At 67.7% G+C, this 23,325-nt stretch carries 14 protein-coding genes and 1 tRNA gene; 12 read left to right on the forward strand and 3 right to left on the reverse strand.

The features are described from left to right. Positions 1-146: 146 nt before the first annotated feature. The 3 genes from ACSMXO_RS04255 (at position 147) to pglX (ending at position 4,785) form a co-directional block, all read left to right on the forward strand. Entirely contained in the window at positions 147-488 is a 342-nt protein-coding gene (locus tag ACSMXO_RS04255; RefSeq protein ID WP_455416761.1) for a M91 family zinc metallopeptidase, read from the forward strand. Continuing rightward, positions 485-1,078: a hypothetical protein gene (locus ACSMXO_RS04260; RefSeq protein ID WP_455416762.1), complete on the forward strand. Its 594-nt coding sequence runs from the start codon at positions 485-487 to the stop codon at positions 1,076-1,078. The genes ACSMXO_RS04255 and ACSMXO_RS04260 overlap by 4 nt, the downstream gene beginning before the upstream one ends. Before the next feature lie 119 nt (positions 1,079-1,197). After that, positions 1,198-4,785 carry a BREX-2 system adenine-specific DNA-methyltransferase PglX gene (pglX, locus tag ACSMXO_RS04265; protein ID WP_455416763.1) on the forward strand — a complete coding sequence of 1,196 codons (3,588 nt, stop codon included), beginning with the start codon at positions 1,198-1,200 and terminating at the stop codon, positions 4,783-4,785. 393 nt (positions 4,786-5,178) lie between these two features. On the opposite strand, the gene ACSMXO_RS04270 is transcribed toward pglX, so the two are convergent. From ACSMXO_RS04270 to ACSMXO_RS04280, 3 genes are all read right to left on the reverse strand, one after another. After that, positions 5,179-7,278: an Lsr2 family DNA-binding protein gene (locus tag ACSMXO_RS04270; RefSeq protein ID WP_455416764.1), complete on the reverse strand. Its 2,100-nt coding sequence runs from the start codon at positions 7,276-7,278 to the stop codon at positions 5,179-5,181. 553 nt (positions 7,279-7,831) lie between these two features. Next, positions 7,832-8,074 carry a DUF397 domain-containing protein gene (locus ACSMXO_RS04275; RefSeq protein WP_455416765.1) on the reverse strand — a complete coding sequence of 81 codons (243 nt, stop codon included), beginning with the start codon at positions 8,072-8,074 and terminating at the stop codon, positions 7,832-7,834. A 19-nt stretch (positions 8,075-8,093) separates the two neighbouring features. Continuing rightward, the gene (locus tag ACSMXO_RS04280; RefSeq protein WP_455416766.1) at positions 8,094-8,948 is read right to left on the reverse strand and encodes a helix-turn-helix domain-containing protein; all 855 of its coding nucleotides are present in this window, start codon (positions 8,946-8,948) and stop codon (positions 8,094-8,096) included. A 175-nt stretch (positions 8,949-9,123) separates the two neighbouring features. Between ACSMXO_RS04280 and ACSMXO_RS04285 the strand changes: the two genes are divergently transcribed. From ACSMXO_RS04285 to ACSMXO_RS04325, 9 genes are all read left to right on the forward strand, one after another. Beyond that, on the forward strand, positions 9,124-9,738 hold the full coding sequence (locus ACSMXO_RS04285; RefSeq protein WP_455416767.1) for a hypothetical protein: 615 nt from the start codon (positions 9,124-9,126) through the stop codon (positions 9,736-9,738). Continuing rightward, positions 9,735-9,995 carry a hypothetical protein gene (locus tag ACSMXO_RS04290; RefSeq protein WP_455416768.1) on the forward strand — a complete coding sequence of 87 codons (261 nt, stop codon included), beginning with the start codon at positions 9,735-9,737 and terminating at the stop codon, positions 9,993-9,995. The genes ACSMXO_RS04285 and ACSMXO_RS04290 overlap by 4 nt, the downstream gene beginning before the upstream one ends. 2 nt (positions 9,996-9,997) lie before the next feature. Then, positions 9,998-13,753 carry a hypothetical protein gene (locus ACSMXO_RS04295; protein WP_455416769.1) on the forward strand — a complete coding sequence of 1,252 codons (3,756 nt, stop codon included), beginning with the start codon at positions 9,998-10,000 and terminating at the stop codon, positions 13,751-13,753. Continuing rightward, on the forward strand, positions 13,750-16,671 hold the full coding sequence (pglZ, locus tag ACSMXO_RS04300) for a BREX-2 system phosphatase PglZ (protein WP_455416770.1): 2,922 nt from the start codon (positions 13,750-13,752) through the stop codon (positions 16,669-16,671). The genes ACSMXO_RS04295 and pglZ overlap by 4 nt, the downstream gene beginning before the upstream one ends. Further along, positions 16,668-17,987: a BREX system ATP-binding protein BrxD gene (gene brxD, locus ACSMXO_RS04305; RefSeq protein WP_455416771.1), complete on the forward strand. Its 1,320-nt coding sequence runs from the start codon at positions 16,668-16,670 to the stop codon at positions 17,985-17,987. Before pglZ ends, brxD begins: the two co-directional genes overlap by 4 nt. A 41-nt stretch (positions 17,988-18,028) precedes the next feature. After that, positions 18,029-20,161: a DEAD/DEAH box helicase gene (locus ACSMXO_RS04310; RefSeq protein WP_455416772.1), complete on the forward strand. Its 2,133-nt coding sequence runs from the start codon at positions 18,029-18,031 to the stop codon at positions 20,159-20,161. 166 nt (positions 20,162-20,327) lie between these two features. Beyond that, positions 20,328-21,233 (forward strand): arylamine N-acetyltransferase family protein, encoded by a 906-nt coding sequence (locus ACSMXO_RS04315; protein ID WP_455416773.1) that lies wholly within the window; start codon positions 20,328-20,330, stop codon positions 21,231-21,233. Positions 21,234-21,392: 159 nt separating this feature from the next. Beyond that, positions 21,393-21,465 (forward strand) — tRNA-Arg (locus ACSMXO_RS04320). Positions 21,466-21,521: 56 nt separating this feature from the next. Next, positions 21,522-23,231, forward strand: a complete 1,710-nt coding sequence (locus tag ACSMXO_RS04325) for a hypothetical protein (protein WP_455416774.1) — start codon at positions 21,522-21,524, stop codon at positions 23,229-23,231. Positions 23,232-23,325 lie beyond the last annotated feature (94 nt).

Consider the following 23,325-nt stretch of genomic DNA (forward strand, 5'->3'; position numbering starts at 1 on the left):
GATCGGATGGTTGCGTACCGCCATGACGAGGTCGTGGCCGGGCTGTGCCCGGCATTGGCGGCAGGGAGCCGAGCAACTTCGTCCCAAAGGTATTAGTCGAACTTCTGAGCCTGCGTGCTGACCGCCCAGCGGTAGCGTGGACGGGCATGGGGGAAGAGGTTCGTGCCGATCCGGTCGAAATCGCCAGGGTCGCGCAGTCCTATCTGGACAATTCCATCGAACTCGCGTCCGCGCTGCGTGCGGTGCGCGCCGACGCCCTGATCTCGCCGGCCGACTTCGGGCAGGTCAGCCGGGCCGGCCAGCTCAACATTGAAGGGCCGGACGATGTCGGGGTCGACAACAGCGAACGGGAGGCCGTTGGCCTGCCGATCGACGAGGACGACGACCCGAACACGCCCGGCCAGATCGACCCCGATCACCCCTACAGCTACACCGAGAATGCGTTCCGCGACGAGCTGGGCTGGCCGAAGAGGACGTCCTATTCATGATCAAGAGGTTGCTTCTCGTCGGCGGTGCGGCGTTAACCGTCGTCATGCTGGCTGGCTGCGCAGAGCCGTACGAGGATTTCGAGCCGGAGTGGACCCCGACCGGCGCCAAGCCGACGGCGAGATTCGACGCTGAAGTTGCCCCTCGGGCGGCTGCCCTGGACATTCGTTACACGCTGCGTAACCAGGGCACGGAGCCGATCGTCGCCTACGTCGGGGTGGAGGACGACACCGCCTCCCATGCCGAGGATGTCTACCTGACCGTCCGGAAGGACAGCACGATCGAGGTGGCCAAGCGCACCTTCGCCATCCCACCTGGGTTGAACGTCGAGGCGATCGGCACCATCGAGGGCGTGGTCGTCCCACCCGGCGAGGAAGTCACCGAGGAGTTCTCGATCCACCTGCCGCTGCGCGCCAACCGGCCCTACTCCAGCAGGTTCAAGCTCCCAGAGCCGTTGCGGGAAGTAGTCTTCTGCCTCGGCGCCGTACTCCAGAGCGAGGCCGCCGCGTCGAAACCCGGCGCCGATGGTCGCGGGAAGTATCCGCTGAACGGGCCACAGCATCTCTTCTGTTCGCCGCCCGCGACGCGGTGATCAGCGCCCGCCCGGGACGGGCGGTGTACCGGTTGCGGCCGGACGGCTGCGGAGAGCGGCGGCGCCAGCCCGGTACGGTGGGGCGGTTCGGTGCGGGGCAAGCGTGAGGTGGGCGGACTGTGATCGATCGTCGGGCGCTGCTGAAGGACCTCCAGGGCCAGGTTAGGGCGTTGGAGAAGGACCTGGTCGAGCAGATCGGCGACTCCGGCGACCACTACAAGAAGCTGCGGTCGGAGTACGATCGGGCTTTTGGATTGAAGCGTACGGCGGCGACCTGGGCGGCGTGGCGGGACGAGCGGGTGACCCAGACGGCGGTGGCCTGGGTGCTGGGCTCGGTCTTCGTCCGGTTCTGCGAGGACAACGGGCTCTTCGGCGACGTCTGCTATCTGGCTGGGCCGGAGAAGGACCGGGCAGTCTTGGCCGAGGAGTCGCAGGACGACTACTTTCGGCAACACCCGGAGCGGACCGACCGGGACTGGCTGCTGGCGTCGTTCGAGCACATCGGCGGGACGCAGGCCGGGCGGCTGCTCTTCGACCCCGAGCACAACCCGGCGCACCGGATCCCGATCAGCCACGACGCGGCCAAGGCGCTGATCGCGTTCTGGCGGCGACGCGACCAGGCCGGGACGCTGGTGCACGACTTCACCGACCCGGAGTGGGGGACCCGGTTTCTCGGCGACCTGTATCAGGACCTGTCGGAGGCGGCGCGGAAGCGGTATGCGCTGTTGCAGACACCGGAGTTCGTGGAGGAGTTCATCCTCGACCTGACGCTGACCCCGGCGATCAACGAGTTCGGCCACGAGACGATCAAGGCGATCGACCCGACGTGCGGCTCGGGGCATTTCCTGCTCGGCATCTTCCGGAGGCTGATGAAGGAGTGGGAGGAGCAGGATCCGGAGCGGGACCGCTGGGAGATGGTCAGGGCGGCCCTGGAGTCGGTACACGGGGTCGACATCAACCCGTTCGCGGTCGCCATTGCCCGCTTTCGACTGCTGCTTGAAGCGATGCGCTCCGCCCATTTCGCAGGCTTCGAGCAGGCGAACAAGTACGTCTTTCCAATCCAGGTTGCCATCGGCGACTCTCTACTCAAGAACCGGCAGGGCACCCTTTTTGACGACGTAGACGAACTGGCCCAGTTCAGGTACGCCACCGAGGACATCGATAAGTTTCCCAGCATGCTGACCGAAGGTCGTTACCACGTCGTGGTCGGCAACCCGCCATACGTTACTCCCAAGGACAAGGAATTAAACGAACTGTACCGAGGGCTCTATGGGGAGGTCTGCTCGGGCAAGTATGCTCTCTCGGTTCCCTTTGCTAAGCGCCTTTTCGACCTGGCTAGGCCTTCTGAATCGGATGGTCGTGGGTCCGGCTTTGTCGGCCAGATTACTGCCAACTCCTTCATGAAGCGCGAATTTGGTCGAAAACTGATTGAGCAATACTTTGCGGAGAAGGTCGACCTCACTCATGTTATCGACACCTCTGGCGCCTATATACCGAGCCATGGCACGCCCACAGTGATCCTCGTGGGTCGTAGAACGCCAATGGCTAATCGTGCCGACACCATCCGCGCTGTAATGGGGATTCGAGGGGAACCTGCTGCGCCACTTGATCCGGAGCGTGGCAAGGTTTGGCAAGCGATTATCTCCAGGCATCACCAAGCCGGCTTCGAAAATGAATGGATCTCCGTCGCGAACCTAGCTCGGCAGCAACTCAACATCTTTCCCTGGAGTTTGACTGGCGGTGGGGCGGACAGCTTGACCTCGGCAATTGTTGGCGAACGGCCGACCCTCTCATCTCTAGGTGCCGTTGCCGGGATCACCGCCGTTACAGGGGAGGACGAACTCTACCTACTGCCGAGTCGACAATCCGCGTGCAGATTAGGAGTTTTGCGCACGATTCCTCTAGTCCAGGGGGAGGCTGTCAGAGACTTCAATCTGCACAGAACGCAGACCGCTCTGTGGCCGTATTCCGATGAGCTTGATGTGCTTCCATTAGGAGCGGATCCCGGTCTGACCCGCCTGTTCTCGTCCTATAGATCTGCAATCAATCGCCGGAAACGTTTCGGTACGCCGATGATTAAGAGAGGGCTGGCGTGGTGGGAGTGGCAAGAACTCTATCGGGATAAGCTGCGGAGTCCTCTTTCGATCGCCTTCGCGTTCGTAGCCACTCATAATCACTTTGTGCTCGATAGGGGCGGGAAGGTGTTTATCCGGACGGCCCCCGTGATTAAGTTGCCGACAAGCGCGACGGAGAACGAACATCTAGGCCTTCTTGGAACGTTGAACAGCTCGACCGCGTGCTTTTGGTTAAAGCAAGTTAGCCACGATAAAGGCAGTCAAGGTGTCAACGAAGGTTTCAAGAGCCAGGAGTGGGAGCGGTTTTACGAGTTCACTGGTACGAAATTGCAGGAGTTTCCGCTGCCGAAGGCGTACCCGTTGGGGTTGGCGCGGGAACTGGATGCGGCGGCGCAGCGCTTGACGGCGGTGAGCCCGGCGGTGGTCGCGGGTGAGGGTGTGCCGACGCGGAGGCGGTTGTCCGCTGCGGAGGCTGAGTGGGAGTCGACGCGGGGGCGGATGATCGCGCTCCAGGAGGAGCTGGACTGGCAGGTCTACCACCAGTACGGGCTGTTGCCGGACGAGCTGACTGCGCCGGCCGAGTCCGTGCCGGAGTTGCGGCTCGGCGAGCGTGCTTTCGAGATCGTGCTCGCCCGGAAGATGGCGGAGGGCAAGGCCGAGACACAGTGGTTCGCCCGGCACGGGTCGACGCCGATCACGGAGCTACCGGAGCACTGGGCGCCGGAGTATCGGGCGGTGGTGGAGAAGCGGATCGCGGTCATCGAGCAAAACCGCTACCTGGCGCTGATCGAGCGGCCGGAGTGCAAGCGGCGGTGGGCCACCGAGGGCTGGGACCGGATGCTCGACAAGGCGCTACGGGACTGGCTGCTGGACCGGTGCGAGGCACACGAGCTGTGGTATGCCCCGGACGAGAACGGTGTCCCGCAGCCCCGTCCGCTGTCGGTCGCGCAGCTTGCCGACGAACTGCATCGCGATTCGGACTTCCTCGCCGTGGCGGATCTCTATGACCCGGGCAAGGAGCTGTCGGCCCTACTCGCGGAGCTGATCGAGCCCGAGCACGTGCCGTACCTGGCTGCGTTGCGCTACACCGCCGCTGGGCTGGAGAAGCGCGCCGGCTGGGAGCACGTCTGGGAACTGCAACGGCAGGAGGACGCCGCGCCCGACGAGCCGGCCAAGCGAAAGATCCGGGACCAGATCCCGGTGCCGGAGAAGTACAAGCCGGCCGACTTCCGCAAGAACAGCTACTGGAGCAACCGGGGCAAGCTCGACGTGCCGAAGGAGCGATTCATCTCATACCCGCAGGCGGGCCGGGACAACGATCCGTCGCTGCTGATCGGCTGGGCTGGCTGGGACCACCGCGAGCAGGCCCAGGCGTTGGCCGTACTCATCGTGCAGCGTGATGAACAGGCGGGCTGGTCGGCCGAGAAGCTGATACCCCTACTGGCTGGGTTGCGGGAGGTGATGCCTTGGGTGAAGCAGTGGCACGGCGAGTTCGCCCCGGAGATCGGCGACTCTCCCGACGCCATCTATGACGGCTTCCTCACCGACCGGCTCAACATCCACGGCCTTACGGAGAGCTTTCTAGCGGAGTGGCGCCCTCCCTCGGCAGCACGAGGTCGACGACAAGCCTGATCGCTCGAAAGAGACCGGGCGGACATCATCAAGGCAGGGTTCATCCGCTGACATAGCCAGTCAACGGGCAGTACGTGTGGACGGGGTCTGGCTCACCGGTGACCCACACCCCGCTTACGGGACGGTTGTGGCGCCCTAATCTGCCGAATAGCGGATACCGGTACGCCTGACTCACCTGTACGGAGGATCATCGCCGTCGCGCCTCAGGGCGCTCAGCGCGAGCACTTAACGCGAGGCGCCACCTGCGCACCTTGAACCTCAAATAATCGCTGCCTACTCAGTAGCACGCCGGTCACTAGGATCGATTGCCAGGGTGAATGCGCGCAACGCAGTGCGCGCGTTGCCGTGATCGAGCGGCTTTGCCCTCCCTGCAGTGAGGTATGAGCGACGGCATCACTTGCGCCGGTCGAGGTATCGCTTGATTACGCTCGACGGCAATCGGCCTCTGTCTCGAACGTGCACACCGGCCTTTGCCGCCCAGGCTCTGACTGCCGCAGCATCGACCTTTGCCGGACTGGTCTCAAAGCTTAGGGGATTCCTTTCATCATTGGCCGCGACCGGCGGCTCTAAGTCGAGCAGATCACCGTCTTGCTCGCCCGCGTCGAAGATGCTGCGCATTGCGCTCCGTCCGCCGGGCTCCACGCCTAGCGCTCGCAGTTTCGACGCAGTGATCTCGGGCGACTCAAGCGGATAGTATTTGTCGGCCTTGCGCCCAACCGTTTGCATCATCGGAGAAGCAAGGAAGCTAAGCACTTCCTGAATCTCTTCCGGGTCTGGGTCGAGCTTGTCTCGGAGCAGATACCGTAGTGCAGTGACGTCGAGCATTCCGCCTGACCTTGCCACCTCCCGGTCGTCATTGGCTTCCCGCCACAGCGTAGCCACGACGTGCCTCATCAGCATCTGCCTCCGGGTCACCCCGTCCCAGGCGGTTTCCGGCGCTGCAGTCTCGATGTCGAAGATTCCAGCCAAGGCGCTCGGGGCGAGAGGTGCGACCTCGTTGAGTTCCAGGTAACGACGCAAAGTCGGTACGTCGATCAAACGAACGTTCCGCTGCTGCGCCCACTTCCGTAGGCGACCGTCGGGGAATGACGGACCTACAATGACCGCTCTGTCCGCGTCATGCCGGACCCTGTGTTCTTCGACGGCGTCAAAGCTGATTGCTCCCTCCAACACCTGCCCCGAGCCGGACGATTTGACTTCCACGGTGATTCGCCGCTGCTTGCCGGGACCGAGCCAGACAGACAGTAGGATATCTGTGCGCCCGGGACCGCCGAGATGACGCACACCGAAGCCGAGGAGCCGCAAGGCGCTATGCACGGCCGATTCGAATCGTTTGGGATCCCGCGAGTCGACGGAGGCTGCCTGCAGCTCGTCGACCGCCTCCTGCATTGGCGAATGCACGGATGCGGCGGAACTCTCCGGCGTTGGTGCCGGATCGGTATCCGGCTGAAGGCAGGGAAGTTCGTCGGCCAACGCCCTGCCCAGCGGGGTAGCCATATAGCTCGTGTGCGAGACCCGGACGAGCAGTCCGCAACTACTAAGCAATCGAAGCCGGACACCGATCTCCGACCGCTGCGGACTGTCATCCCCCAGCACCGCCTGAACAGCACTCATTAGGTCGCCTACATCGGTCGGCCGCGGCAACAAGGTCACAAGCTCACCGAACATCAGTATATGGGCATGGATGATCCGAATGAGATCGAGCGGTTCCGCGCTTTCCAGCCACAGCTGGGCGCACGGGGTCGGAGCGAACTTGTCCAGACCCACCTGCTCCACTAGGCCGAGAGATCGAAGCGCCGCCAACGCGGTTTCCGCCGACGACTTCGAGAGACCGAGCTCTGCGCTGCAGATGCGCTGGTACTCCTCCCGTTCGATGGATGGACTGAAGAAGGTAATCAGCCGGCGAAGACTCTCGTAAAGAGTCTCCCCTTCACGTCCCGCCGGTAGAAATCCGATGACCCGCTTTCGCGCGCCCAACTTCTCGTCGTCGAGCGAGTTCAAGATGTCCGCGATGACGCCGTTGGCTGGCGGGATGTCGTTGACCACCTGGTCCTCCGCTGCGGCATGTGGCAGGGAGGCGGGATCCACAATCTCGAGCTTTTCAAGGAGAGAAAGGCCACAGGCCGTCGGCACGACCTCATAGTGCGACCATCGTTCGATAAACCCGCCTACGCGGAGCCAGGCAGTCCTTCTGCGAACCTGGTCGAGCGAAGTCCAGCCGACTCCGTACCTGGCTGTTGCGCGGTCTAGCAGTTCCTCGTGAGTACGTGCTCCGGCGCAGATCTCGCTCAGTGCTTCTCCGACGAATCGGATCCTGCTGTGAATCAGGCCGATCAGGAACTCGTCGCCTCCCTCGCTGAGCCAGATTTCTGCTTCCTTGGTCAGTTCGATGAGACCTGCGTCATTCTTGACCAACAGTCCTATCGGCGACAGGCGACGCAGCAGCCACTCGCCGGTGAACTCACCGGGTTCGTTGGATCCCCAATTGATCATGGATTGAGCGGTCAACCGGGCCGCCGCGACTGTCGGCAACATCTTCCGGAGATCTGAGATCCAGTCTTCCGGTGCCCCAGGCAACGCAGGGGCGGCCAGCAGACGTGATGCCCACGGCAGCGCAGGCGGAATTCCGGTCAAGGGAGCCCTGTCGGACATCGGTGCCTAGATCCCCTCTACCTCAAACGATCCAAAATCTGTGAACGCGCTGGCTTTCTTGCGCGAGGAGCATGATAGTGCGTGCGTACGACAATTTTCCGATGGGTAGGCGCCGGGGTGGGAAAGCCGGCTACGAGCGGGTCGCGATCCGCAACCTACCTGACGAGCGCGAGCGATGTATGTTTCGGCTGCCGCGCTTGCGGACGCCTTCAGAAGCAGGAACGACGTGCTCATCTGCCGCGATCAGCGTGCCCGTTCGGGTGCGGCGACCGAATGAGTAGATCACGTTCGGCCATTCGCAGTCGGCGCACCCGCCACTGTGGTCGGATCTGTACGTCGGTGCTCAGCCCGTAAACGGACCGGGCGCAGGAACTGTTTCCACTCGGCCCCGACGTCAGGCTCCGAACGAGCCCGGTTCTGTCGGTCGGTGCGCGCTGAGCCTGGGGTCTTGATCCAGGCCCTTGGTGAAGCTGGCCCAGGCGTACGGGGTGAATCGCAGCACCGGCCCTGTCACGTCCTTCGAGTCCCGTACGCCGATCGTGCCGGCCAAGTCGGCGACCTCGACGCAGTTTGAGCCGTTCGGGCTGCTGCGGCTGCTCTTGCGCCAGACGACGGGCTTCCGGTCGGGGGCGGTCATCGATCGTCTCCTTGCAGGGCTACTTGGGATAGTCATCCACGACCCGAGCCAGGAACTCACCCGAGCGGTCGGGGTCGAGCGCCTTCGCCCGCAGGTGGTCGAAACTGAGTCTATACCGGGCGACCTGCGGCTCCTTGTCCATGAGTAGTGTGCTCGTATCGTTCTCGACGTAGACGAGAGTGGGGTCGAGCGCCTCATCGTCATAGCCCAGGACCGTGAACGGCCCGCTCATGGCGGCGTGGGCTCCGGCACTGAACGGCAGCACCTGCAACACGATTGACGGGTTCGCGCACGCTTCGATGAGACGGGCGACCTGTGCGCGCATCACGCTCGGTCCTCCGACCACCCGTCGGACCACTGCCTCGTCCAGCACGATCCAGAGCTTCGGCGGTACGTCTCGGGAGAAGAGCGCCTTCCGTGCCAGCCGGGCGGCGACGATGCGGTCGGCCTCGTCCTCGTCGGCTGTTGCCCGTCCGGCCTGGATGGTCGCCCGGATGTACTCCTCGGTCTGCAACAGGCCCGGAACGAGAAGGCTCTCGTACGAGCTGATCGACGAAGCTTCGGCCTCGAAGCCCACGTAGGCGTCGGGCAGCACGTCACCGTACGCGTTCCACCAGCCCTTCTGGCGCGCCTGCCGCGCCAGGCTGGCGATCGATGCCTGCTCCTCGTCGGTGGCCTTGTAGAGGGTCAGCAGATCTTGGACGTCCTTCTGGGTGACGCGGGAGTGGCCCTGCTCGATCCGGATGACCTTGGTTCTATGCCAGCCAAGGTCGGCGGCCACGTCCTCGGCGATCAAACCCGCTCGGTCACGGAGCCGCCGCAACTTCCGTCTGAGCCGGCGAGCCCTGATGGTCGGGCTCGGAATCTGCGCCACTACCTCACCCCTTCCAGTAATCAACGCCGATGATTGCTTCATCGCGCTCCTGAGTCAACTCTCGCCAAGTTTCATAAAAGTTCTCGACCGATGCGACGTTGCAAAAATTTGTCGCCTCGTCCATGCTCGCTGTAGCGCGCCGTTCACCCACGACGATCAACGCCTGAAGGTCTACGTGACGCAGAACAGTTCGCCGCACTGGGACCGGTCGCGTCGCGAGCGGACCCCACCCGAGGACTCCCACCCCGACCCAGCCACCCACGGTGCACCGTCCGACTCGTACGCCGATCTCTTCGCGGTCCTCGACCGGGCCGACGTCTCCGAGGCCGTCCGCGCGGCCCTCGCCCACGCCCTCAACCCACCCACCCCGCCCGACCTACCGACCGACCCCGGCGCACACCGCCGACTCCACGCCGCCCGCGAGACCAGCCCCAACCTGCGCCTCCGCTCCCTCGGCCGGACCACCGAACCCCGCCGCCGCTACACCCTGCACGTCACCTTCCCGGCCCACGACCTACTGGCAGCCCGCAGCAAAGCGGCCGTCTATACCGAGGCACTGCTCCTGCTCCGACCCGAACTGACCGCACACCCAGCCCTGCTGAGCCGCGCCGACCAGTGGAATCACAGCGAGCCGGTCACCTGTGGCCGCCCCGGACCCGACGGCGAGGTCTGCGTCCGGGCCGCCGACCATCCCGGCTGCCACTGGGACAGCGTCCTCGGCGGCTCCTGCTGGAGCACCGAAAAGCCGACCGGTTCGGCCAGCTACTGCGACCGGACGGAGGATCGGTGAGTCGCCCGGCCCGAGGCGGGAAGCTTCCGCCGTACCCCCGGGTCTGTCCCTGGCGGCACTGCGGACTGGCCGTGCTGCGCGACAACGACAACTGGATCCACGCCAGCCTTTCCTGCGCCTGCCGCGACCGCTGGGGCCGCGCCTACGGCACCACCGCCGAACCGACCCCGCCTGCCCTGGTCCGGACCGCCGGGACCGGGCGTCCAGTACCCGAGTCCGGGTCACTGGCCTGGGATGACGGTTCCGATACGGTGTAGCCATGCCGGAGCAGACACCCTCACCGCTGCTGCGGGACGTGATCGTCATCCCAGAATCCCCCGCTGCAGGCGATCTGGTCCTGAGGCTCACCGATGGCGTCACCAACGCCAAGGAGACCCTCCGCGAGTACGTCATCCCGGATCGCCTGGTCGACAATTTCGACCAAGCACTCCGGCTTATCCAAAACTCGCTTGACACAGGTGCCTCCCGAGCCGCCTACCTGCACGGCTCGTTCGGCTCTGGCAAGTCGCACTTCATGGCGGTGTTACATGCACTGCTACGCGGCGAACATGCTGCGCGTAGCCGGGATGAGTTCGCTTCGTTGCTCGCCCGCCATAATGTCTGGCTCGACGGCCGAAAATTCCTCCTAGTGCCGTACCACATGTTAGGTGCGAAGTCGCTAGAGCAGCGGGTGCTCGGCGGCTACATCGAATATGTGCGCAGGCTGCATCCTGCGGCACGGATCCCAGGGCTTCACCGCACAGACCCCCTGCTCGACCAGAGTCGGCACCTGCGCGCCCAGATCGGCGACAAGGCGTTCATCGCCGGTCTGCCCAGTGGCGAAGAGGATGAATGGGGTGATATCAACGCCTGGACCGGTGACAAGCTGGATGCCGCGTTCGCTGCTGCCCCTGAAGAGCAGATCCGCCGCGACCTCGTCAACGACTTGCTCAGCAGTTGGCAGCAAGGCTTCTTTCGAAACGCTTTGGAGGACGCGGACGGGTTCATCTCACTCGACCGCGGACTCGCCGAAATGGCCACCCACGCTATGGAGCTAGGGTACGACGGCTTGGTACTCTTCCTCGATGAGTTGATCCTCTGGCTCGCCAACAGCATCGGTGACCAACAGTTTGTGTCTCGCGAGATCCAGAAAATAACCAACTTCGTGGAGGGCGGCGACGTCACCCGACCAATCCCCGTAATTACCTTCATTGCTCGCCAGCGTGACCTGCGCGAATTTGTTGGTGCGGAGGTTATTGGTGCCCATGACCTGGCCTTCCAGGACACCCTCAATCTTGCCAGCGGCCGTTTCGACGTGATCACGTTGGAGGACCGCAATTTGCCGCAGATCGCCCGACGGAGGCTTCTCCAACGGGTCGGCGGTGACGGCAGCCCGGCCGACCAGGCAATCAATGAGGCATTCGAACGAATCACGCGGGTCCGGTCCGACGTATGGGACGTCCTGCTTGGTTCTGATACTGGCAGTGGCGCAGACCTGGAATCCTTCCGCCTAACCTATCCGTTCAGTCCAGCATTTATGTCGACCCTGGTGTATGTCTCGAGTGCATTGCAGCGCGCCCGAACTGGCTTGAAGCTGATACGTCAGCTACTCGTGTCGCGTCGTGACGAATTGCGGCTTGGTCAGCTCATTCCGCTTGGCGACCTCTACGACGTTCTCATCCGTGAAGGCGACCAGCCGTTCACCGAACGGCTGAAGGTCGAATTCGAAACCGCACAGAGGTTCTACCAAAACCGATTGCGGCCATACCTGATGGAACAGCATAGTGTCAGCGACGACGATCTGGAGCGCGCGCGGCGCGGCGAACAAGTGGACCAGCGGGTGAATGCCCGGATACGGGCGTTCACCGGCGACGACCGTATTGTCAAGACAATGCTGCTGGCTGCACTCGCTCCGTCGGTACCTGCATTACACAACCTGACTCCGCGCAAGCTCTCCGCGCTAAACCACGGCAGCATCACCAGCCCTATCCCCGGCGGCGAAGTTGGGCTAATCGGCCGCAAGATCGAGCAGTGGGCCGCCCAGTTCGGCGAGATCAAGATGTTCGACGGCGATGTGGTACGACTGGAACTCGTCGGAGTCGACGTGGACAGCGTGCTCAACAATGCCCGACACTTCGATACCGTCGGCGGCCGGCAGAACATGGTCAAACGGCTGCTCTGGGAAGAACTCGGCATCACCGCCACGGATGGCTACTTCGACCAGGCTCACTTGGTTTGGCGAGGCAGTCGACGCACCATCGAGATTGTCTACGGCAACATCCGCGACCCAAACGAGCTACGCGAGGACGCGTTCCATCCGTTCACGCCGAACAGCTGGCGTCTGATCATTGACTACCCGTTCGACCAGGGCACGCACAGCCCCGCCGAGGACCGCAGCCGGGTACTGAATTTCCACTTCACAGCGCGTACCGTTTGCTGGATCCCGGCCACCCTGACCGGCAACCGGCAGAACGACCTGGGCCGGCTGGTCATGCTTGATGCGCTGCTCGGCGGGCCGTCGAGTCGGTTCGAGATGGCAGCCAGACACCTTAGCGAAGACGATCGCCGCCGGGCCCACGCGACCCTCACCAACCAGCGTGGCGCCCTACTCACAGCGATCAAGGGTGTGCTACGCCAGGCATATGGGGTGGCGAGCAAGCAGCCTGCGGACGTCCTCACCACCTACACCGACCACTTGCTAAGCCTCACCGACCCCCGCTACCTCACCCTGCCAGTCGGTGCGAAGCTGAGCGCGGTGCTGCCCTGGCTCGCCGACCAGATGCTCTCGGCGCAGTATCCGGCGCATCCGGACTTCGACCCGGACCGCCGGGGCGAACCGCTGCGGGTCACCGACCTCAAGACCACGCTGGAATACGTCCGCCGGGCGATCGAGTCCGGCAAGGACCGGGTCGACGTCGAGAAGAAGGACCGGGCTGTCGTCCGCCGCATCGTCAACCCGCTCGGCCTCGGCGTGATGCACGAGGCGGCGTACGTGCTCGGCCGGGACTGGGTCGAGCACTTCCACCGCCGGGCCAACCAGGAAGGCATCGGCGGGGACCTGCGCGTCGCCGACCTGGAACGCTGGCTGAACGAGCCGCAGCCACGCGGCCTCGAACAGCCGGTGGCCCAGCTCGTGATGGCCGCCTTCGCCGAGCAGACCGACCGGACCTGGGTCCGGCACGGCGCGATCCTGACCCCGCAACCCGAACTCACCGCGATCAACGGCGAGCTGGCCCTGCGTACTCCGGAACGGCCGGCCGAGGACGACTGGCAGACGGCCCGGGAGCGGGCCATGCACCTCTTCGGCTTCATGGGGCCGACCCTGGCCCGGGGCCGGCTCGTCGCAATGTTCGTCCAGGACCTGTCCCGGCAGGCGCGACAGCACCGGGAAGCCGCGCACCGCCTGGTCGACGAGCTGGAACGGCACGCCGACCGGCTCGGCCTCGACCCCGCCGCCACCGCCGGCCGGCTGCACACCGCGTACGCGGCCCGGGACCTGCTCGACGGCCTGGACAGCCGGCACCGGGACATCGACATTATCAAGCAGCTCGCCCGGACCGACCTGGGCGGCCCGGCGCAACGGGCCGGCCGGAGCATCCGGAGCGCGGACGACGTCGTCCAGGCTCTCCGCAACACCTCGTGGGACAACTTCGACCTCCTTGCCGACCTCGGCGAGCCGTGGGCAGCCGAGGCGGCGGAGATTCTGTCGGCGCTGCGGCAGGCCGCCAACGACGACGAGCTGACCACCCCGCTGGCGGCGGCGCTGAACCGGGCCCGCAGCCGCAGCACCGACCTGCTCCGCCGGGTCACCCGGAACCAGCCCCGACCGGCGCGACCCGACGTGACCTCCGATCCGGCACGGGATCCGGAGACCGGCGCATCGACAAGCCGGCCGACGCTCGATCGCGGCCCGAGCGAACAGGGCAGCGTCCTGGTCGACGGGGACGACCTGACCGAGCTGGTCGAGACGCTGCGCAAGGTCGCCGGCCGTAACCCGGGCAGTCGGATAGAAGTCGTCTGGCGGGTACGCCGGTGACCGTCACCGCATCGTCCCACCGGGCGCTGCCGGTCAACCCCCGCACCCTCGGCCAACGGATCAAACCCCGGCTGCGCAACCACCGCACCGGCCCGGCCCGGATGCTGCTGGTCGAGGCCGTGCCGGAGTGGCCGTACGACCCGATCCTGAGCATCGACGACAAACTCCAGGTACGGGTCGTCGCCTGCCGTTCCATCCTGGCCGTCTGGGAGCAGGTCGCCGAACCGCACGACCTGCCCATCGTGCTGCTCACCGACCTCTCCGAGCAGGAACTCGGCATCGGCATCCTCAGTCGGGTGCACCAGCACCGGATCATCGACATGAAGCCGTGGACCCTGATCAGGGAGGCGTTCGGCGCCCGGCAGTCGGACCCCCGGCTGGAGGAACTTCCCTGGGCCGGGCGTGCACTGCTGGAGGCCACCCCGCCCGGCGGCTGGCCGCAGCTTCCCGGGATCGTCCTGCAACGCGACACCGCGCTGCGCCACCTGACCGTGGAACGGCTCCAGCTCGGCCGGCTCGGCACCGCCGCCGAGGACATCGACCCGGCGACCCTGCTGCGCTGGAGCGCCCTGCCGTTCGCGCCGCAGGCGTTGAGCGCGCTGCCCGACGCGGAACGGGCCGGCTTGCTCGGCTGGCTGGGCGACGAGTTCGGTCCCGCAATGCGGGTTCTCGCCGCGCTGCACGAGGTCGGGCACGTCACCGACACCCTGCCGCTCGGGCTGGTCTGCGGGGCACTCTGGGCGGCCGACGACCCGGACAGCCTGCGTGCCCAGGGCCGGGTCGAGCAGTACCTCGGCGGGGTCCACCTTGACCGGGACGTCGTTGCCGCGTTCGCCGCCGCCGCCCACGAGACCATGCTGGGCCTGCTTTCCGGCGCCACCGGACGCGACGGCGGGCCGGGACGAGAGGGCGGGCCGGGGCGCGACGACGGCATCGGCCGGGTCGCTGGTGGGGCCGACCCGCGCCAGCTCGGCCACATCGTGCTCGACCGGGCCGAGGAACTGCTGCTCGGCTTCGCCGCCACCGGCGCCGCCCGGCACAGCGACATCCTCCGCTCCAGCTTCACCCACCGGCTCGGCGAGGTCGCCCGGGCACTGAGCCGTACGGTCACCCGCCGGCAGGTGCTGCCCGAGGCGCTTCCCGCCGCCGCAGCCGCCGTGGCGCACCTGGCGGAGCACCGCCTCGCGGCGCACTACCCGCACCGGGTCGAGCGGGCCGAGATGGCGCTGCGGCTGGCCCGCTGGCTCACCGAACCGGCCCCACCGCCGCTCGGCGTGGCCGAGGGGATCGGCCGCCAGGTCGAGCAGTGGTCCTGGGTCGACCTGGCGCTGGAACACGTCTGGATCGGCGAGGACGCGCACGCCGAGCTGGCCGCGACCTACCGGCTCATCCACGACCAGGCGCAGCACCGCCGCCGGGAGCTGGATGCGGCCTTCGCCACCCAGCTCGCCACCTGGACCGCCAGCGGCGGCGGCGCGGGGGACCTGCTCACCGTCGAGACCGTGCTGGCCCGGGTCGTCGTTCCGGTGGTGCGGGAGGAGAACCGGCCGGTACTCGTCGTGATGGTCGACGGGATGACCGCCGCCATCGCCGCCGACCTGGCCGACCAGCTCACCCGGCAGGGCTGGCTGGAGTACGACGCGCTGGCCAGTCGCCCGGGACGGAAGACCGACCCCCGGCGCCGGGGCGTCGTCGCGGCCCTGCCGACGGTGACGACGGTGTCGCGTACCTCGCTGCTGGCCGGTGCGCTGCGCGAGGGCGGCCAGTCCGAGGAGCGGACCGCGTTCGAGCACAACCCGCTGTGGCAGGGGCGGCCGGCAAAGCTGTTCCACAAGAGCACCCTGCAGGGCGACGCGGGGGAGGTGCTCAACGACAAGCTGGTCCAGGCGTTGAGCGACCCGGGTACCGTCGTCGGCGTCGTCGTCAACACCGTCGACGACGCACTCCGGTACGGCCGGGAGAGCGCCGACGCCGGCTGGCGGATCGACAACCTCGGCGCGCTGCGCGCCCTGCTCGACTACGCCCGCTACCAGGGGCGAGCCGTGATCCTCACCAGTGACCACGGGCACGTGCTGGACCGCGACACCACCTCCCGGTCCGTCGTCGACCCGGCGTCGGCCCGGCACCGCACCGATCCGGCCCCGGCCACCGACGGCGAGATAGAGCTGACCGGCCCCCGGGTCGTCGCCGACGGCGGGCGGGTCGTCGCGCTCTGGGACCCACGGCTGCGTTACCTGCCCCGCCAGGCCGGCTACCACGGCGGCGTGTCGCTGGCCGAGGTGACCGTGCCGCTGCTGGCCCTGTTGCCGCTCGGCGCGGCGGCCCCACCCGGCTGGCGTCTCCTCGGCCCGCAGCAGCCGGCCTGGTGGACGGTGCCACTCGGGGCGCCGCCGGACGCCGTCACCGCCGGTCCGGAGTCGGCGGCGGCCACGATCCCACCCCCCGGGCAGGCGGCGCCGCCCCGGCGGGAGCGGTCGGGAACGCGGCGGAACACCCGTGATCCCGAGCCGGGCACCACCCTGTTCGAGTTGCCCGCCGTCGAGACGGTGGTCGAAGCGGCCCCGCCGGCAGGGGCGGTGCGGCCGGAGGGGCCCGCTGCCCTGGTCGACGCGCTGCTCGCGTCGGAGATGTTCGAGGCGCAGCACTCGCTGACCCCCCGGAAGGTGCCGATCGGCAAGATCAGAGGCGCCCTGACCGCGCTGCTGGACGCCAACGGGGTGCTGCCGGCCGTACTCGTCGCGGAGAAGGCCGGTGAGCAGCCCGTCCGGGCCACCGGATTCGTCACCACGCTCCAGCGCATCTTCAACGTCGACAACTTCCCCGTGCTCTCCCTGGTCGACGACGGGCGTACCGTCCGGCTGGACCTGGCACTGCTGCGGGAGCAGTTCCAACTGCCGGGCTCGGGGAGGCGGTGGTGAGCAGCGGGGTCAGCAGCGCCCGGCGTCGTCAGGTGCTGGACGCACTGCGGCGCGGAGCCGTACCCGAATCCGGCCTGGACCTGCTCGCCGTCGGCCTGGAGCGGTTCTCCACCGCCGTCACCGAGGAGATCGAGACGGTACGTACCGGCGGCGCGGTCTTCAAGGCCATCCGGGGCGAGTACGGCTCCGGCAAGACCTTCTTCGCCCGCTGGCTCGCCGAACAGGCCAAACGGGCCAACCTCACCACCGCCGAGGTGCAGATCTCGGAGAACGAGACCCCGCTGCACCGGCTGGAGACGGTCTACCGCCGCCTTACCGAGCGGCTGACCACCGCCACGTTCCCGCCCAGCGCGCTGCGCCCCGTCGTCGACGCCTGGTTCTACGCGCTTGAGGACGACGTCCTCGGCGGCGGGACGGTGGACCCGGCCGACCAGGCGGCGGTGGAGCGGGCCGTCGAGGAACTGCTCGGTCAGCGGCTCGGTGTGGTGGGCCGGACCGCGCCGACCTTCGCCAACGCGCTCCGGGGCTACCGGGCCGCCGTCGCCGCCGGTGACCCGGCCGGTGCCGACGCCGTACTGGCCTGGCTAGGCGGGCAGCCGCACGTCTCGGCGGCGGCCCGTCGGCACGCCGGAATTCGGGGCGACCTCGACCACTTCGGTGCACTGGGTTTCCTGCAGGGGCTGCTCGCCGTGCTCCGCGACTGCGGATATCCGGGCCTGCTGCTCGTGCTGGACGAGGTGGAGACGCTGCAACGGGTCCGCTCCGACGCCCGGGACAAGGCGCTCAACGCGCTGCGGCAACTCGTCGACGAGGTGCACTCCGGCCGCTTCCCCGGGCTGTATCTCGTGATCACCGGTACTCCGGCCTTCTATGACGGGCCGCAGGGAGTCGCCCGGCTGGCGCCGCTCGCCGGCCGGCTGGCCACCGACTTCCCGGCCGACCCGCGCTTCGACAACCCCCGGGCGGTGCAGCTGCGCCTGCCCGGCTTCACGGTCGAGGCGTTGGTCGAACTCGGCGCCCGGGTACGCGACCTCTTCGCCGACGGCAACCCAGCCCGCGACCGGCTGCTCCGGCTCGCCGACGACGCGTACCTGGCAGACCTCGCGACGGCGCTCGCCGGCCGGCTCGGCGGGAAGGTCGGAATCGCTCCCCGGCTCTTCCTCAAGAAGCTCGTGGCCGGAGTGCTGGATCCGATCGAGTTGCACCCGGACTTCGACCCGCGCCGCGACTTCGCCCTCACCGTAGCCGACGCGGAACTGACCGAGGTGGAACGCAACGCCACCCGAGCCGACGAGATCTCCCTGGACCTGCCGTGACCGCGCCTGCCGGCCACCAGGCAGCCGATCGGCTCCATCCGGTGTTGTTGCACCACATCGTCAACACGCTCGGCTGGCGGCAGCTTCGCGAGTTGCAGGAGGCCGCGGTCGAGCCACTGCTCGCCGGCGAAGACGCCGTACTGCTCGCCGCGACCGCCAGCGGCAAGACCGAGGCAGCGGTCTTCCCACTGCTGTCCCGGATGGCCAGCGAACAGTGGGCCGGTCTCTCGGTGCTGTACGTCTGCCCGCTGAAAGCCCTGCTGAACAACCTCGAACCCCGGTTGGCCACGTACGGCTCCTGGCTCGGCCGGCGCGTCGCGGTGTGGCACGGCGACGTTACCGCACCGGCACGCAAGGCGATCCTGCGCGACCGCCCCGACCTGCTGCTGACCACGCCAGAGTCGATCGAGGCGATGCTGGTCAGCGTCAACGTCGACCACGCCCGGTTCTTCGCGGACCTGCGGGCGGTGGTCGTCGACGAGGTCCACGCGTTCGCCGGTGACGACCGGGGCTGGCACCTGCTCGCCGTACTCGAACGGCTCGGCCACGCGATCGGCCGGCCGCTGCAGCGGATCGGACTCTCCGCGACTGTCGGCAACCCGGCGCAACTGCTCGACTGGTTGCAGGGAGCGGCGGTGGGCCGTCGACCGGGGCGGGTCGTGGCGCCCCACCTCGATCCGCCGGCACCCGGGCCGACAGCGCCGGCCGCCGCCACGACCGGCACTGCAGTCGCGCCCAAGCAGGCGGTCCCGGCCGGGGAGATCGAGCTGGACTACGTTGGCTCGCTCCAGAACGCCGCGACGGTGATCGCGGCCCTGCACGCGGGCGAGAAGCGGTTGGTCTTCTGCGAGTCCCGCCAGGATGTGGAAGAGCTGGGGCAGTTCCTCCGGGCGAAGGGCGTCGCCACGTTCCTCTCGCACGCCTCCCTCTCGCTCGACGAACGGCGGCGTGCGGAGCAGGCCTTCTCCGAGGCCCGGGACTGCGTCATCGTCTCCACCAGCACCCTGGAACTCGGCGTCGACGTCGGAGACCTCGATCGGGTCATCCAGATCGGCGCGCCACGATCGGTCGCGTCGCTGCTGCAACGGCTCGGCCGTACCGGGCGGCGGCCCGGCAGCACCCGCAACTGCCTCTTCCTGACGCCCGACCGGCCGAGCCTGCTCCGTGCCGCCGGCCTGCTGCTGCTCTGGGGACGTGGTTGGGTGGAGCCGGTGGTCGCGCCACCCGAACCGCGGCACATCGTCGCCCAGCAGATCCTGGCGCTGTGCCTCCAGGAGCGTCAGGTCGGCGGGCAGGTGTGGCACGAGTGGTGGAACGGACTCGAACCCTTCACCAGGACCGCCGACGTGATTCTGCGGTACCTCGTCGACGAGGGCTACCTGGAGCGTGACGGCGACATGCTCTTCATCGGTCCGGAGGCGGAACTGCGGTTCGGGCACCGCCACTTCATGGCTATGACGGCGGTCTTCACGGCACCCCCCGAGTTCACGGTGCTCGCCGGGCGTACCGAACTCGGCCGGATCGACCCGAGCCTGCTGACCGAGCAGGTGCAGGGGCCACGCCGGCTGCTCCTCGGCGGCCGGAGCTGGCAGGTCACCTACATCGACTGGAAGCGCCGCCGCTGTTTCGTCGAACCGGTCGACAGCGGCGGGAAGGCGCGTTGGACCAGTTCCGGCCTGGCCGGGCTCTCGTACGAGCTGAGCCGGGCGATGCGTGACGTGGTGCTCGGGGCGGAACCGCCGGTGACGCTCACCCGGCGGGCGACCGACCAGCTCGCGGAGTTACGGGAGCAGTACCTGCCGGCCGCGCATCCTGGCGGCACCGTCATCACCCGCCCCGCCAACGGCGACGTGTACTGGTGGACCTGGGCGGGTTTCCGTACCAACGCCACCCTGACCAGCACATTGGCCGGCCTCACCGATCCGATGCAGGAACACACGGACCTGTACCTCCGGCTGCGCCGGGACCTCACCCCCGCGCAGTGGCGCAGCGGGACCGCGGACGCCGCCGACCGGCTGTGCCTGCCGGAGGTCGACGAGAAGGCACTTACGGGGCTCAAGTTCAACAGCGCGCTGCCGCAGCGACTCGCTCTCGCTACCCTGGCCACCCGGCTGGCCGACCTGCCGGCCGCACTTGAGGTACTGCGCGGACCCAGCCGATTCGTCATTGCCTGACGTGGGCAACAGCGGAACGGTTCAGAACCCGACCCGGTTCTCGGGAGGCAGCGGAACCGCGAAGTCGCCGACCCGCCTGATCGTCGGTACCGGCGGACCATCGCATCAATTGGCCTCCGTCGCTGCGAGCGCCATTACTGTCACTGCCGCTGGCTAAGCTGGCCACGTGATCAATAAGTCGACGCTTGGCACCGATCTGTGGCGGCCACCGACGCTCGACGACACGGTCGTCGCCGCCTACCTGCGCCGGCTGGGTCTCGACCCGGTGGCCGAGCGGGCGGACCGGCCGTCGGTGGCGCAGTTGCACCGCCTGCACGCCGCGCACGTCGAACGCGTGCCGTACGAGACCGTCTGGATCGCCCTGGGCGAGGCGCGGGGGATCGACCCGGTCGAGGCGGCGGGATACCTGGTAGCCGGGCGAGGTGGGTACTGCTACCAGCTCAACGGCGCATTTTCCGCACTGTTGACCACGCTCGGCTACCAGGTGACCTGGCATCGGGCCGGCGTGCAGGGCCAGGCCGGGGATCCGGCCGGGGACAGCGGCAACCATCTCGCGCTGACCACTGAGCTGGACGGCCGAGCCTGGTGGGTGGACACCGGCCTGGGCGACGGCCCGCTCGACCCGGTGCCGCTGGCGGCCGGAGCGTTCGGACCCGACGACCGGTTCCGGCTGCGGCCGTCGGAAGCCGTGCCGGCCGGCTGGCGGTTCGACCACGAACCCGGTGGCGCATTCGTCGGGATGGACTTCCCCACCACGGCCACCCGGCCGAGCGATCTGGTGGACCAGCACATCGAACTCTCCACCTCGCCGACGTCGGGCATGGTGCGGGTGGTGACGGCGCAGCACCGGACGCCGGCCGGCGCCCGGATCATCCGTGGCCGGGTGCTGACCGAGCGGCCGGTGGCCGGGTCCGCGACGGTCCGGCAACTGTCCGGGTACGCCGAATGGCGGATCGTGCTGCGCGAGGTGTTCCACCTGCCGCTCGACGACGTGCCGGACGAGCGGCTGCGGGCCGTGTGGCAGCGGATCGAGGCGGACCATGCCGAATGGGAGCGGGACGGCGGCTCCTGACCTCGGCGACCACCACGGGCAACCGGTGCGACACCGATCCCACCCCAGTGGCTGTCGACACCCGTTGCCGGTCCGGTCGTGCCGGGCTCGGCCCGGGCCCGGGCCCGGGTGGAACCCTGCCGTTAGCATCGAAAGTTGAGCCCACCCGGGTTCGGTATGGCCCTCGTAGCTCAGGGGATAGAGCGGCGGCCCTCGGAGCCGCAGGCGGGTGTTCGAGTCACTCCCGAGGGCACCGCAGGTTGGTCGACGACAACTGTTGTCCGGTTCGCAGGTGATGGATTGGTGACGGTGAAGCGACGGACGGTGGTCTCCTGGCTCGGCGGCGGCGTCCTCGCAGCGGGTCTGGCCCTCGCGGCCACGTTCTTCGGTCTGCAGAGCCTGGAAGTGGCCAGTTGGCTGGCCGGCGTGGCAAGCCTCTGGGCTGCGTTGCTGACGCTGGTCCTGGCGAGGGACGGGATCGCTGTGGCCTCCCCGGCATCCGCCGGCACCGCCATCCTGCCCTCGCCCGACGCGCCTCAGGTGACGGTTCCGGCGGGTTCGCCGGAGACGGTCCGGTCCGCAAGCGCCGTCCCGGACCCCGCGTACGAGGCTCGGCAGGTCGCCCACGTCCGTATCGCAGCCGAAGCCTGGATCCCATATCTCCACCGCCCGGGTGTGTCCGAGGGCCTGCTCCGCGGCATGCCAGCCCGAGAACTCTGCCCGGCTCTGGCACCGCTCGACGAGTTCCTCGAGCACGCACTGCCGGAGATCGATGTCGAGGTCCGCACCGCGCACCGCCCGCACGACGTGCCGGCGGACAGCGTCGCCCGGTTCTGGACCGTCCTACTGATCGACTCCATCGTCCAGGACGGTGGCCTGGGCCTCCAGCGCTGGATACTGCGGGAGACCGACACGATCCTGCGGAACGAACCGGCGGCCGTACCGCGTCTCCGTGAGATGTGGCGGTGGTTGTTCGACACCTATCTGAGTGCCACCGCCCCGCACCGCGAGACCGGGCTGGCGAACAGCCTCATCGCCGAGGCGATCAGCCAATGCGGTGGCGAGCACAAGCGGCTCTATCCGAACGTCAGTTTCCTCATCGAGATCGCCCGCGACGACCCGGTGACGCTGCGCCGTATCCGCGACGAGCTGCAGCAGCATGACGCCGTGCTCAGGGCCCGCGGCAGCGGCCCGGCGACCCTGAAGCGGGTACGGATCCTGCTGGGCCGGCTCGGCGCGGCCGTCGGCCCCAGCGTCTTCACCCCCGACCTGGTCGACTTCTCCGCCAGCGCCATCTGCCCCTACCCGTTCCAGGCGATGCGCTATCCACTGCGGGTCGGCGACGTCGACCTCATCCTGCGCCGGCCACCGGGCAGCGAACCTGCCATGCCCTATGTACTGCCCCAGGACCGGGTCGACGGGAGCGCGTTCGCCGGGATGTGGCGGGAACTGAGCAACCTCCTCGGCTCGCTGCCCCGGCCACCCGGCGGCGACGACTGGCGCTGGGACATTCCCACGGTCGCCGAGTGGATCACGCTCTCCGGTTGCGTCGCCCAGCCCTACCCCTGGGGACTTGACCCGCCGACACCGTTGCACGCCAATCTCAAGTTCACGCCGGACAGCCGGCTCAGCCCGGTCGGTGCCTATGAGGCCGGCCGATCGCCGGACGACGTCTATGACTGCTGCGGGGGCGTGCACGAGATCGTCCGTGAGTTGCCGCATGAGCGGTTCGACGGCGACCGGCGCTTCGAGGGCGCCTTCCGGCTCGCCGGCGGTTCCTACCTGAGCCCACCCCACGGCGTCACGGGCCAACGGTTCCGCCACCTCTCGCGGGACGATCGGGGCGACCGACCGAGCTGTGTCGGGATCAGGCTGATCGGCTACCGCGAGCGGGACGAAGCAACGCGCTGGGAAGCGCTGCGCGCCCATCGAGTCGGACGGCAGAAGCGGGCCGCGCCCCGGATACCGCCGCGACCGCGGCCCGGTGGCGACAGCGCCCAACGTCCGGCGCGGCGTTGACGCCACGGACCTGGGAGACCCTCAGGCCCACCGTCGAACCCGGACCCGGACGGGCGTATCGACGGGGCGATGTGTTGTGTGGTCAGCGCCGGTA

The organism is Plantactinospora sp. DSM 117369 (assembly GCF_053764795.1).